The sequence below is a fragment of the Pseudocitrobacter faecalis genome (genome assembly GCF_965231525.1).
Classification (GTDB): domain Bacteria; phylum Pseudomonadota; class Gammaproteobacteria; order Enterobacterales; family Enterobacteriaceae; genus Pseudocitrobacter; species Pseudocitrobacter faecalis.
Genome location: NZ_CBDDNJ010000002.1, coordinates 2,754,077 through 2,769,728 on the forward strand (window position 1 = coordinate 2,754,077; position 15,652 = coordinate 2,769,728).

Genomic DNA, 15,652 nt, shown 5'->3' on the forward strand with positions numbered 1-15,652 from the left:
CTTTTTACACAGTGGATCGATATGAAGGTACTGGTTACCGGCGCGACCAGCGGGCTCGGCAGAAATGCCGTCGAGTATTTGCGCAACAAGGGCATCAGCGTCAGAGCGAGCGGTCGCAATGAAGCGATGGGCAAACTGCTGGAGAAGATGGGTGCGGAGTTCGTCCACGCCGATTTAACGGAACTGGTTTCTTCTCAGGCGAAGGTCATGCTCGCCGGTGTCGATACGCTGTGGCACTGCTCCAGCTTTACCTCTCCGTGGGGAACCCAGGAAGCGTTTGACCTCGCCAACGTGCGCGCCACGCGCCGTCTGGGCGAATGGGCCGTGGCCTGGGGCGTGCGCAACTTTATTCATATCTCTTCCCCGTCGCTCTATTTCGATTATCACCACCATCGCGATATCAAAGAAGATTTTCGTCCACACCGTTTTGCCTGCGAGTTTGCCCGCAGCAAGGCCGCCGGTGAAGACGTTGTGCAACTGCTGGCGCAGGCTAACCCGAACACGCGCTTTACCATTCTGCGTCCGCAAAGTATTTTCGGGCCGCATGATAAAGTGTTTATTCCGCGTCTGGCGCAGATGATGCACCATTACGGCAGCGTGCTGCTGCCGCGCGGCGGCCATGCGATGGTCGATATGACCTATTACGAAAACGTAGTGCATGCCATGTGGCTGGCAAGCCAGCCACAGTGCGACAACCTGCCTTCTGGCCGCGCGTATAACATCACCAACGATGAACCGCGCACCCTGCGCAGCATCGTCGAGCGTTTAATTGATGAACTGGATATCAAGTGCCGGATCCGTTCCGTGCCGTACCCGATGCTGGATATGGTTGCGCGCAGCATGGAGCGCTTTGGCAATAAATCCGCCAAAGAGCCCGCCCTCACCCACTACGGCGTGTCAAAGCTGAACTTTGATTTCACGCTCGATATCACCCGCGCGAAAGAAGAACTGGGTTATACGCCGATTGTGACGCTGAACGAAGGTATCGTGCGCACCGCCGAGTGGCTGGAAGATCACGGGAAGCTGCACCGCTAGCGGTGAAAATGTAGGCCGGGCAAGCGCAGCGCCCCCGGCGCAATCCATCAACCCTGCCCATATTTCTCCAGCAAGGCTTCCGCTATTGCCTGAGTTTGCGCATCGGCAATGCCGTTCCATAACGCCGGGCGGAAGTGCATCTGGAACGCCATAATCACCCTTTTCTGCTGCGCGGGCGTCATATCCGGTTTCACTTCGTAACCGTAACGCGACAACAGATCGAGTAACCCGGCGGTATCCACAGGCTGATATGGCGGGCGTCCGTTCAGGTAAAACGCGACCCGTTGCGCATCTGGCCAGGCGCCAATGCCCTGCGCAGCAAGCTGCTGCCACGGGAAGAGCGGCCCGGGATCGTCTTTGCGCTGCGGGGCGATATCCGCATGCGCCACCACGTTCTGCGGCTGGATGTCGTAACGGGCAATGATATCTTTCGCCAGCGGGATCAACGCCTCTATCTGTGACGGCGAGAACGGCGCAAAATGTTTTACGTTCCCCGTTTTCTGCCAGCCACGATTCTCAAGCTCAATGCCGACAGAAGTGTCGTTTATCCGCGTCGCTCCGCGCCAGAAGCTGATACCGGCATGCCAGGCCAGTTTATCTTCCGGCACTAACTGCCAGATGCGCGGTTTCCCGTTGTGCATGGGCGGCACGTCAGGAATGAGATAATGCGAGCTGACATGTTTATCGGTGAGTGTCGCCAGCGAGACATCGAAATCGTCCGCCGTATAGTGGATAACCAGCACTTTTACGCGCGGATACGCAGCCTGCGCCGGATGGCGGGTATCAAGCTGATACCCGGTTTTATCTATTACGCCCTTTTCGCCCGCACAGCCCACCAGCAGCCCCGCGAGTAAAGCCAGCGTCAGGAAGCGTTTCATCGGCGCGTTTTCACCGCCGTGCCGCTGACGCTCACCATTAACATACTGCTATCTTTGCCGACGGTTTCATAATCAATGTCGATACCCACCACAGCGTCAGCGCCCAGCGCTTTTGCTTGTTCACCGAGCTCCTGAAAGGCGATTTCACGCGCTTTACGCAGCTCTTTTTCATAGGCACCGGAACGACCGCCCACAATGTCGCGAATGCCGGCGAAGAAATCGCGGAAAATATTGGCGCCGAGAATCGCTTCACCGGTGACCACGCCGCAATATTCCACAATGGTCTGGCCTTCCAGCGTCGGGGTGGTTGAGAATTGCATCGTTGTACTCCTTCTTTTAACGTTCAATGCCTTAGCGTCAATCACGCACTGCCATTATCGGGCTGATACGCTATGCTTGGAAAGGGATTATACACGTCATCCTTCACGCTACCTCTGCGTTGGCTGCGGCCGTTCACCCCGGTCACTTACTCATGTAAGCTCCCGGGGATTCACTCCCTTGCCGCCTTGATGTAACTTGAAGGATTTAGTGTAAACATCATAATCGTATACACAAATCCTTCAGACTGCATCGGACAAACGACACGTTTGAAGGAGGATGTGTTGAGCTGCTTAAAAGGAAAAATTATGCGCTACTCCACTCTTGCACTCCTCCTCCCTGGCGTCATGCTGCTGAGCGCCTGTACTACTGTGACGCCAGCCTTTAAAGATATCGGTACACGAAGCGGGCCCTGCGTGGAAGGCGGGCCGGACGCCGTGGCACAAAAGTTTTACGATTATCGCATTCAGCATCGCAATAATGACCTTACGGCGCTTCGCCCGTACCTGAGCGACGATCTGGCGAAATTGCTCAATGACAGCCGCAGCGATGCCAGCCACAGCGCCCTGTTGCAGTCCGATCCGTTCTCAAGCCGCACCACGCCGGCAGACAGTGCTACCGTCGCCAGCGCTTCCACCATTCCGAATACCGATGCGCGCAATATTCCTCTGCGCGTCAGCCTCAAACAGGGTACGCAAAGCTGGCAGGATGAAGTGCTGATGATCCGCGAAGGCCAGTGCTGGGCGGTTGATGATGTGCGTTACCTTGGCGGCAGCGTGCACGCGCCAGCCGGAACGCTGCGCCAGTCGCTTGAAAAACGCTAACCTTCCCGGGCATCAATCATCACTTGGGTAAATTGTCTGGCATTCCGTGAGGAATGCCGACATTTCTGCCTCCCGCCTCGCCCACCCAACATTTTGTGCTAACTTTAAGTGTAACGCTGGTTTATATTTAAGTTTTAACGCACAAATATTGCATAACTATTCTGTCAAAGGTACTATTTGCGGCCTCAATTGCTGAAAACCTTCGAGAATATAGCAACATTTTCGTTACATAATGAGCGGGCAAAGCCGGGTTGAGCAGAAGGTTATTCTGCCTAAGCCTTTGGATACCGCAGCAACTGAGTGAGCCGCTGAACGAACGTTCAGGGTAAGTACCTACAGCTAACGCATCTTGACGAGTATCGATGAGCATTAAATTAAACGGCATTAACTGCTTCTACGGCGCGCACCAGGCGCTGTTCGACATCACGCTTGAGTGCCCGCAGGGTGAAACGCTGGTGCTGCTGGGGCCAAGCGGCGCGGGTAAGAGCTCGCTGCTGCGCGTGCTGAATCTCCTTGAGATGCCGCGCTCCGGCACGCTGAACATCGCCGGTAATCATTTTGATTTCGCCAAAGCGCCGTCGGATAAAGCCATTCGCGAACTGCGCCAGAACGTCGGCATGGTGTTCCAGCAGTACAACCTCTGGCCGCATCTCACTGTCGTGCAAAACCTGATTGAAGCGCCCTGCCGCGTGCTGGGGCTGAGCAAAGAAAGCGCGATGGCGCGCGCCGAGAAACTTCTCGAACGTTTACGCCTGAAGCCTTACAGCGATCGTTATCCGCTGCACCTTTCGGGTGGTCAGCAACAGCGTGTGGCGATTGCCCGTGCGCTGATGATGGAACCGCAGGTTCTGCTGTTTGATGAACCGACCGCGGCTCTCGACCCGGAAATCACCGCCCAGATCGTCAGCATCATTCGCGAACTGGCGGAAACCAACATTACACAGGTGATCGTCACCCACGAAGTGGAAGTGGCGCGTAAAACCGCCAGCCGCGTGGTGTACATGGAAAACGGCCATATCGTCGAACAGGGCGATAACAGCTGCTTTGCCCAACCACAGACTGAAGCGTTTAAGAATTACCTTTCTCACTGAAGAGACCCGGGACAATGACCATGAAAAAAGTACTGATTGCCGCACTGCTCGCAAGCGTAAGCCTCTCTGCTGGCGCTGCTCAGACTATCCGTTTCGCGACCGAAGCGTCCTACCCTCCGTTCGAATCGATGGATGCAAACAACAAGATTGTTGGTTTTGACGTCGACCTGGCGAATGCGCTGTGTAAAGAGATCGATGCTACCTGCACTTTCTCCAACCAGTCCTTCGACAGCCTGATCCCAAGCCTGAAATTCCGCCGCGTTGACGCGGTCATGGCTGGGATGGACATCACGCCAGAACGTGAAAAACAAGTTCTCTTTACCACCCCGTATTACGACAACTCGGCGCTGTTTATCGGCCAGCAGGGTAAAGTCGCCAGCATTGATGCGCTGAAAGGCAAGAAAGTGGGCGTGCAGAATGGCACCACTCACCAGAAATTCATCATGGATAAACATCCGGAAATCACCACCGTGCCGTACGACAGCTATCAGAATGCGAAGCTTGATCTGCAAAACGGTCGTATTGATGCGGTCTTCGGTGACTCTGCCGTCGTAAACGAGTGGCTGAAAGCCAACGACAAACTGGCGGCTATCGGTGATAAAGTGACGGATAAAGACTACTTCGGCACCGGACTTGGCATTGCCGTTCGTCAGGGCAACACCGAGCTGCAGCAGAAATTCAACGCAGCCCTGGAAAAAGTGAAAAAAGATGGCACTTATCAAACCATCTACAGCAAATGGTTCCAGAAGTAAGATCTGATGAACGAATTTTTTCCGTTAGCAAGCGCCGCCGGGATGACCGTCGGCCTTGCCGTTTGTGCACTGGTCATTGGGCTGGCGCTGGCGATGTTCTTCGCGGTATGGGAGTCAGCAAAATGGCGTCCTGTCGCGTGGGTGGGCTCCGCTATCGTGACCATTTTGCGTGGGCTGCCGGAGATTCTGGTGGTTCTGTTTATCTATTTCGGTTCCTCACAGCTACTGCTGATGCTCTCGGATGGCTTCACGCTTAACCTTGGCGTGGTGCAAATTCCGGTGCAGATGCAGATCGAAAATTTCGACGTTAGCCCGTTCCTGTGCGGCGTGATTGCGCTGTCGCTGCTTTATGCAGCCTATGCCTCGCAAACCCTGCGCGGTGCGCTGAAAGCGGTGCCAATTGGTCAATGGGAATCGGGCCAGGCGCTGGGGCTGTCGAAAACAGCCATTTTCTTCCGTCTGGTGATGCCGCAGATGTGGCGTCATGCGCTGCCGGGGCTCGGTAACCAGTGGCTGGTGCTGCTGAAAGATACCGCGCTGGTGTCGCTGATTAGCGTGAACGATTTAATGCTGCAAACCAAAAGTATCGCCACGCGTACGCAGGAGCCGTTTACCTGGTACATCGTTGCGGCGGCGATTTATCTGGTGATCACTCTGCTCAGCCAGTACATCCTCAAACGCATTGACCTGCGTACCACTCGCTTCGAACGGAGACCAGGCTGATGCTCGAGTATTTACCGGAACTGATGAAAGGGCTGCACACCAGCCTGACGCTGACCGTAGCGTCAATTGCCGTTGCGCTGATCCTGTCACTGATTTTTACTATCATCCTGACGCTGAAAACGCCGTTGCTGGTCTGGATTGTGCGCGGTTATATCACGCTGTTTACCGGCACGCCGCTGCTGGTGCAGATCTTCCTGATTTACTACGGCCCGGGCCAGTTCCCGTCGTTGCAGGATTATCCGGCCCTGTGGCATTTGCTCTCTGAACCGTGGCTGTGCGCGTTAATCGCCCTGTCGCTGAACAGCGCCGCGTATACCACACAGTTGTTCTACGGGGCGATTCGCGCCATTCCTGATGGGCAGTGGCAATCCTGTAGCGCGCTGGGAATGAGTAAGAAAGATACGCTGGCCATTCTGCTGCCGTACGCGCTGAAACGTGCCCTCTCTTCCTACTCCAACGAAGTGGTGCTGGTCTTCAAAAGCACCTCGCTGGCCTATACCATCACGCTGATGGAAGTTATGGGCCACGGTCAGTTGCTCTATGGTCGCACCTACGATGTAATGGTCTTTGGCGCGGCGGGCGTTGTCTATCTTATCGTCAACGGTCTGTTGACGCTGCTGATGCGTCTGATAGAGCGTAAAGCGCTGGTATTCGAGCGCAGAAACTGATGACGATGATTGCATAAAGGCACAATCATAGAGCGGACAACCTGATAAGTTGTCCGCTTTTTTTTATAACCAATAAAATAAAAAATCATTTTTATTGCATATAAATTCAGGAACAGGCAGGATATATTCATGCCACACGCAGGGCAGCATCTTTTAATTTTGACAGACGGGAGCCTTACCGATGAAAAAGTTAGTTCTGGCCGCATTACTTGCCACCTTCGCCGCTGGCGCCAGCGCCGCAGATAAAATCAACTTTGGCGTTTCCGCAACCTACCCACCGTTTGAGTCGATGGATGCCAGCAATCAGATTGTCGGCTTTGATATCGATCTTGCGAAAGCGTTGTGCAAACAGATGCAGGCAGAGTGCACCTTCACTAACCACGCGTTTGACAGCCTGATCCCGGCGCTAAAATTCAAAAAATATGACGCCGTGATTTCCGGAATGGATATCACCCCGGAACGTAGCAAGCAGGTGGCGTTCACCGAACCGTACTACGCTAACTCTGCGCTGGTGATCGCGAAGAAAGATACCTATAAAACCTTCGCTGACCTGAAAGGCAAACGCATCGGGATGGAAAACGGCACCACCCACCAGAAATACCTGATGGATAAGCATCCTGAAGTGAAAACCGTGGCCTATGACAGCTACCAGAACGCGATTATCGACCTGAAAAATGGCCGTATCGATGGCGTATTTGGTGATACCGCGGTAGTGAACGAGTGGCTGAAAACCAACCCGCAACTGGGTGCGGCAACTGAGAAAGTGACCGATCCGCAATACTTTGGCACGGGCCTTGGCATCGCGGTTCGTCCGGATAACAAAGCCCTGCTGGAAAAACTGAACGGCGCGCTGAAAGCGATTAAAGCTGATGGTACCTATCAGAAAATCAGCAATCAGTGGTTCCCTGAGTAAGTGCTCTTCGCCGGATGGCTGCTACGCCATCCGGTAATCACCGCCCGCACGGAAGCCAAAAACGAAAACACGCCCCGCCCGTCGATTCCTCCAGCCCGATTCCCCCACCGTGCAGCTCCAGCATTTTTTTGACTATCAGCAAACCTAACCCACCACGCTTCTCGCGCGTCGCCTGCTGACTGAGCGCCGAAGGGCGAACAAAAAGCTGTTCCCGCACCGCTGCGTCGATACCCGGCCCGCTGTCGGCTACTTCCATCTGCAACCGTTCCTCCTGCTGCCAGATCTTCAGGCGGATTGTTCCCCCCGGCGGCGTATGACGAATCGCATTATCGAGCAAATTGGTCACCACGCGCTCCACCATCGAGAGATCGGCGTTGATCAGCGGTAAATGTGCAGGGATCTCCGTCTGTAAGGTGATTTTGCGCGTCTCAAGGGAGAGATCGAATTTCTGCACCACATCGGAAACCAGTTCGCTCAGGGCAAAGCGCTCCCGCTGGGGTTTAATTGCCCCATGTTCCAGCCGGGCCAGCTCAAACAATTCCTGCGAGAGGTGACGCACTTTGTGCCCCTGACGCAGGGCGATTTCCAGATAATGCCGGGATTCTTCCGGCGTCAGCGTAGCGGCTTTCATTGACAGGGTTTCGAGATAACCGAGGAGCGACGTAAGCGGCGTGCGCAGGTCATGGGAAATATTGGCGATAAACTCGCGACGCTGGCGATCGCTGTCGGCCAGTGCATCCCACTGCGAGGCTATTTTGCGCGCCAGCTCGATAAACGTATTGCGCAGCAACGCCACTTCATCGCCCGGCTCATCGACCGTCGGCTGGGCGGCCAGATGTTTAATCGCGCTAATGCTGTCCTGATCGATGCGGCTGGCTTCGCGCGTTAAGGCATTCACCGGGCGCGTCACCCACTGACGCACCAGCACCGCCACCAGTACCCCAACGGCCGCGACTAACAACAGCGCCCACAGCAGCGTGCTCCACAGTGTTTTATGCCAGGCGTTTTCTGCCAGGGCGTTGAGTTCTTCACCCTGCAAAATAATGTAGAGATACCCACGCAGTTCACCGTCCTGACGGAGCGGTGCGGCGCTGAAGACTTTATGCTTATCAGCACTGCGCGGGTCGTCGCCATACACCGGCATCGCAGCCTGATTCAGGAACTGTTCTACCGGAGCGAGCGAGACGCGCTGGCGCTTGATATGCCCTGGCGGCGCAGCATCGGCCAGAATCTCGCCATCGGGCGAGATAACATAGAGCTCCACGCTGGGGTTAAAAGTCATCAGGCGGTCAAAAAGCGGTTTTAGCGTGTTGCGATCCACCCTGCCCTGCGCATCCATCAGCGGCTCGCTGCGCACAATTTGTTGCGCCAGATTCGCCGACAGCCGCTGCACCATCGCGTTACCAAACTGCATGCTGCTGTAGAGTTGCACCGCCCCGGCGATGGTCGCGCACAATACCAGCAGCAGAATAAACAGTAGCGTTAAGCGCTGGCTCAGGCTTAGTTTCGCTTTCATGCCGGGCCTCCAACAAAACGATACCCTTTACCCCAGACGGTCAGAATGATTTCCGGCTCAGCGGCGTTATGTTCGATTTTGACGCGCAGGCGATTAATGTGTGTATTCACCGTGTGTTCGTAGCCTTCATGCTGATAGCCCCACACCTGCTCGAGCAGATCCAGGCGCGAGAACGTCTCCCCCGGATGGCGGGCGAAGAACCACAATAAATCGAATTCACGCGGGGTGAGATCGACCAGATTACCGCGCAAACGCACGCTGCGCGCCAGCGGGTCGATCACCAGCCCATGGGCGGCAATGGTGCCGCTGGTTTGCTGCACATCCTGCCCCATTGCCTGCTGGCGACGGAACAGCGCTTTAATACGCGCCACCAGCTCCTGCACCGAGAAAGGTTTTGCCAGATAATCATCGGCCCCGGTTTCAAGGCCCAGAATGCGCTCCGTTTCGCTGCTGCGCGCGCTGATAATAATCACCGGCAGATAGCGCCCGCGCTCGCGGATACGCTGGCAAATTGTCAGCCCATCGACGTTAGGCAGCATTAAATCGAGGATCACCATATCCCATTGCGTCTGCTCCAGGCGCTGTAACGCCCTACCGCCGTCCTCTTCATGGACGATGGTATAGCCTTCATCTTCAAGGTTAAGTTGCAGCAGCGTGGCGATATCGCGATCGTCTTCCACCAGCAGGATCTGTTTTGCCGTCATCAATCAGTGCCTTTTCCAACTCTTCTGAGATAAAGCTTACCTGATTTCCGCCCGGCAAAAGTTCACATTTTGTTTAACTTCCGCTTTTTACCAGCAGCGAAAGCACTTCATAGTGGGCGGTATGGGGGAACATGTCGAATAGCTGAACCCGCGCGATGCGGTAGCCCGGCAGATTGGCTATATCTTTTGCCATCGTCTGGGCGTTACAGCTGGAGTAGATAATAAACGGCGGAGCCATCTGGCTTAAGTAATCGCACAGTGCTTTACCGATGCCCCGACGCGGCGGATTGACCAGTACCAGCTCAGGCACGTCACCCTGCGCGTTGGCAAACTGCGTGGAATCAAGCGCCTGAAACTGAAGCTTAGTCAGCCCCAGTTCCGCCGCAGACTGCTTTGCACAGGCGATGGCTTCCGGCGCAATTTCGATACCGGTGAGGGTCATCTCCGGCGTCGCGCAGTGCAGGCCAAAACCGCCAACACCACAAAAGAGATCCCACATGTGCGTGACCGGCAGTGCGCGCACCCAGTCGCGCGCCGTCGCGTACAAAGCGCTGGCAACGGTTGGGTTAGTCTGGAAGAAACTTTGCGGACGGATCCACAGCGGCACGCCATTAAACGTTTCCGCCAGCGCCTGCTGTTCGGTAAAGAAAATCTCCTGCTCGCCTTCCATAATCGCCATGTGTACCGGCTGAATATTGGCGGTGATGACTTTCAACTGCGGCAACTGCGCCTGTAACGCGGGCATCGCGGCGCGAAGCTGTTCCAGCTTGCTTTCAGAGCGCAACACAAAACGCAGCATCATGCCGCCATCGCGCTGACTTTCGGTGAGCAGCAGATACTTCAGCTCGCCACGTTTACGCGCGACGTTATAGGGCGTCAGCCCGGCGCGCGCGATGAACGGCTTGATCACGGCGAAAACCGGCGCGAAAGAGTCGGGATACAGCGGGCAATCGGTCAGGTCAACCGGCGTGCCGTCACGATGCAGCATGCCCAGCAGCGGTTTTTCCACGCTGCCGCTGACCACCATTTTGGCTTTATTACGAAAACCCTGGTCTGGCCCGCTGACGGGTGCGCACCACGCCTCTACCGTCTGCCCGGCCAGCAGCGTGTGGAGATCGTTCATTTTAGCGGCGAGTTGATCGTTTACCGGCTGTTCAATCCACTGACATGAGCGACAGCGACCCGCGTCATAAAGTGCGCACTGCATACAAAGACCTTCAGAAATTCAGGGGCGGCGATTGTATCACCGTTACTGGAAGCGGAAAAACCGTCGACTGTGTGCCGGGACAAAAAGCAGGAACAGAACCAGCATATCCGGCATTTTCTGCATCACCAGCGAACGGAATATTTCCCGTTTTGACTCTCCGGCGATGCTGAACAATTCCGGGTAGCCATAGCCCAACGACGCCGCCCACAAATAGCCAGCGGCGATAATTTGCGTCAACAGATAGAGCCAGCGCGCCCAGTTGCGCCCTTTTACTACGGAAAACGCACACCAGATTTCAACGAACACCAGCATCAGACTCGCCAGAAACACCAACGTCAGACTCCAGGTTTGCACGCTACGATGAATAAAATCGAGGAGCCCGCGCAGACCCAACAGATTGAAGATCATCAGCAGATCGAGACAACGAATCAAAATAATGGCGAGCGCCGCCACCTGCACCAGAGCAGGAACGTTTAAGCTGGCATGTGAACGGCTGGTTTTAGCAAAGAATCCCAAGATGTCGTCTTCCGTGAAATCGGTTCCCCACCGGCAGGGAACCGAATACAACCTTGCTTAATTTTAAGAGGATTATCCTTGTCTTGCACGCTGGATATCACGCGTACGCTGTTTTTCTGCGCGCGCCATCAGGTACCAGGCGATAAATCCGACAATTCCGACTACCGCGAGAATGAGCGTCGCCAGGGCGTTAATTTCCGGGTTGACGCCCATACGCACGTTGGAGAAGACCAGCATCGGCAGCGTAGTCGCGCCAGGCCCGGAGACGAAGCTGGCAATCACCAGATCGTCGAGCGAGAGCGTAAACGCCAGCAGCCAGCCTGAGATCACTGCCGGCATAATCATCGGCAAGGTAATGATAAAGAACACTTTCAGCGGCGTTGCTCCGAGATCCATCGCCGCTTCTTCAATCGAGCGGTCCAGTTCGCGCAGGCGCGATGAGATCACCACCGCCACATACGCGGTACAGAAGGTGACGTGCGCCAGCCAAATGGTGAGCATGCCGCGATCGGACGGCCAGCCGATGGCGTGACCGAGTGAAACGAACAGCAGCAATAACGATAACCCGGTGATCACATCAGGCATTACCAGCGGCGCGGTTATCATAAAGGCAAAGCCGTTGGAGCCGCGAAAACGGCCAAAACGCACCATCACCACCGCCGCAATGGTGCCCATAATTGCCGCCATGGTTGCCGCACAGGCGGCAATGGTCAGGCTGAGCCCCACCGCGCTCATCATTGCCTCATCGCGAAACAATTCGCCGTACCAGCGCGTTGACCATCCCGCCCACACCGTCACCAGCTTTGAGCTGTTGAAGGAGTAAATCACCAGCATCAGCATCGGCGCATACAGAAATGTAAAACCGAGCACCAGAATCAGTATTCTCCACGGTGAGCGGACGACCGGTAAGTTGTTCATCCGTGTTCTCCCATCTGTTTTTGCTGATGTTTGTGGAACCACATGATCGGCACAATCAGCAGCAGGAGCATGACAATTGCCACCGCCGACGCGACCGGCCAGTCGCGGTTGTTAAAGAACTCCTGCCACAGCACGCGGCCAATCATGATGCTGTCCGGGCCGCCGAGCAGTTCAGGTATCACAAACTCCCCCACCGCCGGAATAAATACCAGCATTGATCCCGCAATAATCCCGCCTTGAGTTAACGGTACAATCACGCTGAAAAAGGTTTTCAGCGGCCTTGCGCCTAAATCCAGCGAGGCTTCCACCAGCGAGTAATCAATGCGCGTCAACGCGGTGTAGATAGGCAGCACCATAAATGGCAGATAGGCATAGACGATGCCAATATATACAGCGAGGTTGGTGTGCAGGATCTCCAGCGGCTGGTCGATAATGCCCGCCCATTGCAGAAAATTACTCAGCACACCGTTGCCTTTCAGGATACCCATCCAGGCATAAACGCGAATCAAAAACGACGTCCACGACGGCAGGATCACCAGCAATAACAGAATATTGCGTGTCGACGGTTTACTGTGCGCGATCGCCCACGCCAGCGGGTAACCTAACAGCAGACAGAAGATCGTCGAAATAGCCGCCACCTGCAACGACTGAAAATAGGCCTCAATGTACAGGGGATCGTCGGTCAATTGCAGGAAATTGCCGAAATTCAGCGACAGTGTAAGCTGCCCGTCGTCCCACGACATGAGATCCGTATACGGCGGGATCGCGCGCGCCATTTCGGCCAGGCTGATTTTAAATACCGTCAAAAAGGGCAGCAAAAACAGCAAAATTAGCCAGATAAACGGCAGCGCGATAACCAATTTACGCCCGTGCGCGACCTTCACACGCGTGAACCACTGGGTAAAACCCACCGGTTTCGCGGCGTGGGTTGGCGATTCTAAAGCACGCATTCGCCCTCCTTACACCGTCAGAACGACGCAGCTATCAGCATCCCAGCACAGACGCACTTCATCGCCCCAGGTGGGTAATCCTTTCCGGTAGCGATGTGCATTCTGTAGCTGGGCGCTGAGCATCTGCCCGCTTTTTAAGCGCACGTGATAAATCGACAAGTCGCCCAGATACGCAATATGTACCACTTCGCCCACGGCAAAGTTATAGCCATTCTCAGGCGGCGCGTCGCAGAGCATGATTTTTTCCGGACGCAGCGCGATGTAAACCGGGACGTTATCCACTACGGATGCATCAGCATCGACCTTCAATGGATGCACCAGCCCAGGAGCCTCAATCACCAGCCCATCCTCTTCGCGCGACTTCAGTAGCCCTTCAAAGACATTGACTGAGCCAATAAACTCCGCGCTGTAGCGGGTGGTCGGGTGCTCGTAAATCTCTTCCGGCTCACCAATCTGCACAAACTTACCGCGATTCATAATGGCAATGCGCCCGGCCATGGTCATCGCCTCTTCCTGGTCGTGCGTCACCATCACGCAGGTCACGCCGACGCGTTCCAGAATATCGACCACTTCGAGCTGCATCCGGTCGCGCAGTTTCTTATCCAGCGCGCCCATCGGCTCATCCAGCAGCAGCAGTTTTGGCCGCTTCGCCAGGCTTCTGGCAAGCGCTACGCGCTGACGCTGGCCGCCGGAAAGCTGATGCGGTTTCCGTTTGGCAAATTCCTGCATATGCACCAGCGCCAGCATTTCAGCAACTCGGGCGCTAATTTCCGCTTTTGGCAACTTGTCCTGCTTCAGGCCAAAAGCGATGTTCTGCTCCACGGTCATATGGGGAAACAGTGCGTAAGACTGAAACATCATGTTGATCGGACGCTGATAGGGCGGAACATGGGCCAGGTCAACGCCATCGAGCATAATTTGCCCGTTACTGGGCTGCTCAAAGCCCGCCAGCATCCGCAGCAGCGTTGATTTTCCGCAGCCGGATGCGCCAAGCAGCGCAAAAATTTCGCCTTTATAAATGGTAAGGCTGACGTCATCCACGGCATGCTGGCCGTCGTAAGATTTGGTCAGGTTACGGATCTCCAGCAGCGGGGTGAGCGCTTTACGGATTTTCGCCTGCGGGCGGGGGGTCGCGTCGTTCAATAGGGTGCTCTCCGGCAAAAAAAACACTCGTTATGGCCCGGTTGCCATACGAAAAACTGCGCGGCTAATCCGCCCGGTAGCGCGCCGGGCGGATTGCGTCAGTTATTTACCGCTTTTTACTTTGGTCCACGCACGGGTACGCACGCGATCAATCTTTGGCTCCTGCACTTTCAGGGTGAAGAGTTTGGCAAAGACATCTGGCGGCGGATAAATACCCGGGTTATTGCGAATCGCCTCACTCACTAATGGGGTTGAGGCTTTATTGCCGTTGGCATAGAAGATATGGTCGCTGATATGCGCCACCACCTCGGGTTTCATCAGGTAGTTGAGGAACTGATAAGCTTCATCTTTGTTTTTCGCATCAGCAGGCATGGCAAAGACATCAAAGAACGCCATAGCCCCCTCCTTTGGAATGCTGAAGGAAACATTCACGCCGTTTTTCGCCTCTTTCGCGCGATTCGCCGCCTGCCATACATCACCCGCCCAACCGATAGCCACGCAGATGTCACCGTTCGCCAGGTCGTTGATATATTGTGAGGAGTGGAAGTATCGCACGTTCGGGCGCAGCTTCAGTAGCAGCTCCGTTGCCGGGCCGGTGTAATCATCCGCTTTACTGCTGTTCGGGTCTTTACCCAGATAATTCAACACAGTGGCGAAGACTTCTTCCGGGGCATCAAGGAAGGAAACGCCGCAGCTTTTCAGCTTCTCCAGATTTTCAGGTTTGAAGATAAGATCCCAGCTGTTCACAGGCGCATCATCGCCGAGCACCGCTTTCACTTTATCAACGTTGTAGCCAATCCCGGTCGTGGCCCACATATAAGGCATGGCGTATTTATTATCGGGATCGTGTTTCGCCACCAGCTTTAGCACTTCCGGGTCGAGATTTTTCCAGTTTGGCAGTTTGCTTTTATCCAGCGGCTGGAACACGCCCGCTGTTAACTGGCGCTCCAGGAAGCTCGCCGAGGGCACGACAAGGTCAAACCCGGTGCTGCCCGCCATCAGTTTACCTTCCAGCACTTCGTTGGAATCGAAAACGTCATACACCACTTTTATGCCGGTCTCTTTTTCAAAATTCGCCACCGTATCCGGCGCGATATAATCAGACCAGTTATAGATATGCAGCGTCTTTTGCTCCGCAGCGAGCGCGCTTGCCGAGGTGGCCATCAGCACACCTGTCACCAGACCTGTTAACCATTTTTTACTGAAAGCGGCCATATCTCTTTTCCTTCTCAACGTCCGTTAACATTTGGACCAAATATACGCAGTCGGAGGTATGCAATAATCATGCATATTTTTGTCGTACCGCATTGAAGAAGAAAAAGTTCCTCTCGCCGCAGTCTTCGCTCGCTTAACGGATGCAAAAACCTCGCCAAATCTGCGAAAGGTCTGGCTGCTGAGGGGGGATCATCCGGGCATCGCAAGAATAACTGTAGCCAGAGATAGAGGCTATAGCTCAGCGTTAAAAACGCCTTTTATCAATTTTTTATGCAAGATCA

General features: G+C 54.9%; 17 protein-coding genes. 7 read left to right on the forward strand and 10 right to left on the reverse strand.

Going from position 1 to position 15,652, the window contains the following annotated elements:
- The first annotated feature begins 21 nt into the window (after positions 1–21).
- Positions 22–1,035, forward strand: a complete 1,014-nt coding sequence (locus ACOXYR_RS13730; RefSeq protein ID WP_108474622.1) for an NAD-dependent epimerase/dehydratase family protein — start codon at positions 22–24, stop codon at positions 1,033–1,035.
- 47 nt (positions 1,036–1,082) lie between these two features.
- Here ACOXYR_RS13730 and ACOXYR_RS13735 read toward each other — a convergent pair whose 3' ends face one another.
- Positions 1,083–1,913 (reverse strand): N-acetylmuramoyl-L-alanine amidase, encoded by an 831-nt coding sequence (locus tag ACOXYR_RS13735; protein ID WP_421355580.1) that lies wholly within the window; start codon positions 1,911–1,913, stop codon positions 1,083–1,085.
- On the reverse strand, positions 1,910–2,233 hold the full coding sequence (locus ACOXYR_RS13740; RefSeq protein ID WP_108474624.1) for a heavy metal-binding domain-containing protein: 324 nt from the start codon (positions 2,231–2,233) through the stop codon (positions 1,910–1,912). Before ACOXYR_RS13740 ends, ACOXYR_RS13735 begins: the two co-directional genes overlap by 4 nt.
- 306 nt (positions 2,234–2,539) lie before the next feature.
- On the opposite strand from ACOXYR_RS13740, the gene ACOXYR_RS13745 reads away from it, so the two are divergent.
- The 6 genes from ACOXYR_RS13745 (at position 2,540) to artJ (ending at position 7,202) form a co-directional block, all read left to right on the forward strand.
- Positions 2,540–3,055: a lipoprotein gene (locus tag ACOXYR_RS13745; protein WP_108474625.1), complete on the forward strand. Its 516-nt coding sequence runs from the start codon at positions 2,540–2,542 to the stop codon at positions 3,053–3,055.
- Between the two features lie 362 nt (positions 3,056–3,417).
- The gene (gene artP, locus ACOXYR_RS13750) at positions 3,418–4,146 is read left to right on the forward strand and encodes an arginine ABC transporter ATP-binding protein ArtP (protein WP_108474626.1); all 729 of its coding nucleotides are present in this window, start codon (positions 3,418–3,420) and stop codon (positions 4,144–4,146) included.
- A 20-nt stretch (positions 4,147–4,166) separates the two neighbouring features.
- On the forward strand, positions 4,167–4,898 hold the full coding sequence (artI, locus tag ACOXYR_RS13755; RefSeq protein ID WP_041686492.1) for an arginine ABC transporter substrate-binding protein ArtI: 732 nt from the start codon (positions 4,167–4,169) through the stop codon (positions 4,896–4,898).
- 6 nt (positions 4,899–4,904) lie between these two features.
- Entirely contained in the window at positions 4,905–5,621 is a 717-nt protein-coding gene (artQ, locus tag ACOXYR_RS13760; protein WP_108474627.1) for an arginine ABC transporter permease ArtQ, read from the forward strand.
- Entirely contained in the window at positions 5,621–6,289 is a 669-nt protein-coding gene (gene artM / locus ACOXYR_RS13765; RefSeq protein ID WP_108474628.1) for an arginine ABC transporter permease ArtM, read from the forward strand. The genes artQ and artM overlap by 1 nt, the downstream gene beginning before the upstream one ends.
- 181 nt (positions 6,290–6,470) lie before the next feature.
- Entirely contained in the window at positions 6,471–7,202 is a 732-nt protein-coding gene (gene artJ / locus ACOXYR_RS13770; protein WP_108474629.1) for an arginine ABC transporter substrate-binding protein ArtJ, read from the forward strand.
- Positions 7,203–7,239: 37 nt separating this feature from the next.
- On the opposite strand, the gene ACOXYR_RS13775 is transcribed toward artJ, so the two are convergent.
- The 8 genes from ACOXYR_RS13775 to potF form a co-directional block, all read right to left on the reverse strand.
- Positions 7,240–8,718, reverse strand: a complete 1,479-nt coding sequence (locus ACOXYR_RS13775; RefSeq protein WP_407732421.1) for a sensor histidine kinase — start codon at positions 8,716–8,718, stop codon at positions 7,240–7,242.
- A complete protein-coding gene (locus ACOXYR_RS13780) occupies positions 8,715–9,422 on the reverse strand; it encodes a response regulator transcription factor (protein WP_108474631.1) in 708 nt (235 codons plus the stop codon). The genes ACOXYR_RS13775 and ACOXYR_RS13780 overlap by 4 nt, the downstream gene beginning before the upstream one ends.
- A 73-nt stretch (positions 9,423–9,495) precedes the next feature.
- Positions 9,496–10,629, reverse strand: coding sequence for a 23S rRNA (uracil(747)-C(5))-methyltransferase RlmC (rlmC, locus tag ACOXYR_RS13785; RefSeq protein ID WP_421355581.1), 1,134 nt, complete (start codon positions 10,627–10,629; stop codon positions 9,496–9,498).
- A 42-nt stretch (positions 10,630–10,671) separates the two neighbouring features.
- Positions 10,672–11,196: a YbjO family protein gene (locus ACOXYR_RS13790; protein ID WP_108474633.1), complete on the reverse strand. Its 525-nt coding sequence runs from the start codon at positions 11,194–11,196 to the stop codon at positions 10,672–10,674.
- Between the two features lie 21 nt (positions 11,197–11,217).
- Positions 11,218–12,063: a putrescine ABC transporter permease PotI gene (gene potI, locus ACOXYR_RS13795; RefSeq protein WP_421355582.1), complete on the reverse strand. Its 846-nt coding sequence runs from the start codon at positions 12,061–12,063 to the stop codon at positions 11,218–11,220.
- A complete protein-coding gene (potH, locus tag ACOXYR_RS13800; RefSeq protein WP_189623481.1) occupies positions 12,060–13,013 on the reverse strand; it encodes a putrescine ABC transporter permease PotH in 954 nt (317 codons plus the stop codon). Before potH ends, potI begins: the two co-directional genes overlap by 4 nt.
- Positions 13,014–13,022: 9 nt before the next feature.
- Complete coding sequence (gene potG, locus ACOXYR_RS13805; RefSeq protein WP_421355583.1) at positions 13,023–14,156, reverse strand: putrescine ABC transporter ATP-binding subunit PotG; 1,134 nt, start codon at positions 14,154–14,156, stop codon at positions 13,023–13,025.
- Positions 14,157–14,258: 102 nt separating this feature from the next.
- Positions 14,259–15,371, reverse strand: coding sequence for a spermidine/putrescine ABC transporter substrate-binding protein PotF (potF, locus tag ACOXYR_RS13810; protein WP_350435638.1), 1,113 nt, complete (start codon positions 15,369–15,371; stop codon positions 14,259–14,261).
- Between the last annotated feature and the right edge of the window lie 281 nt (positions 15,372–15,652).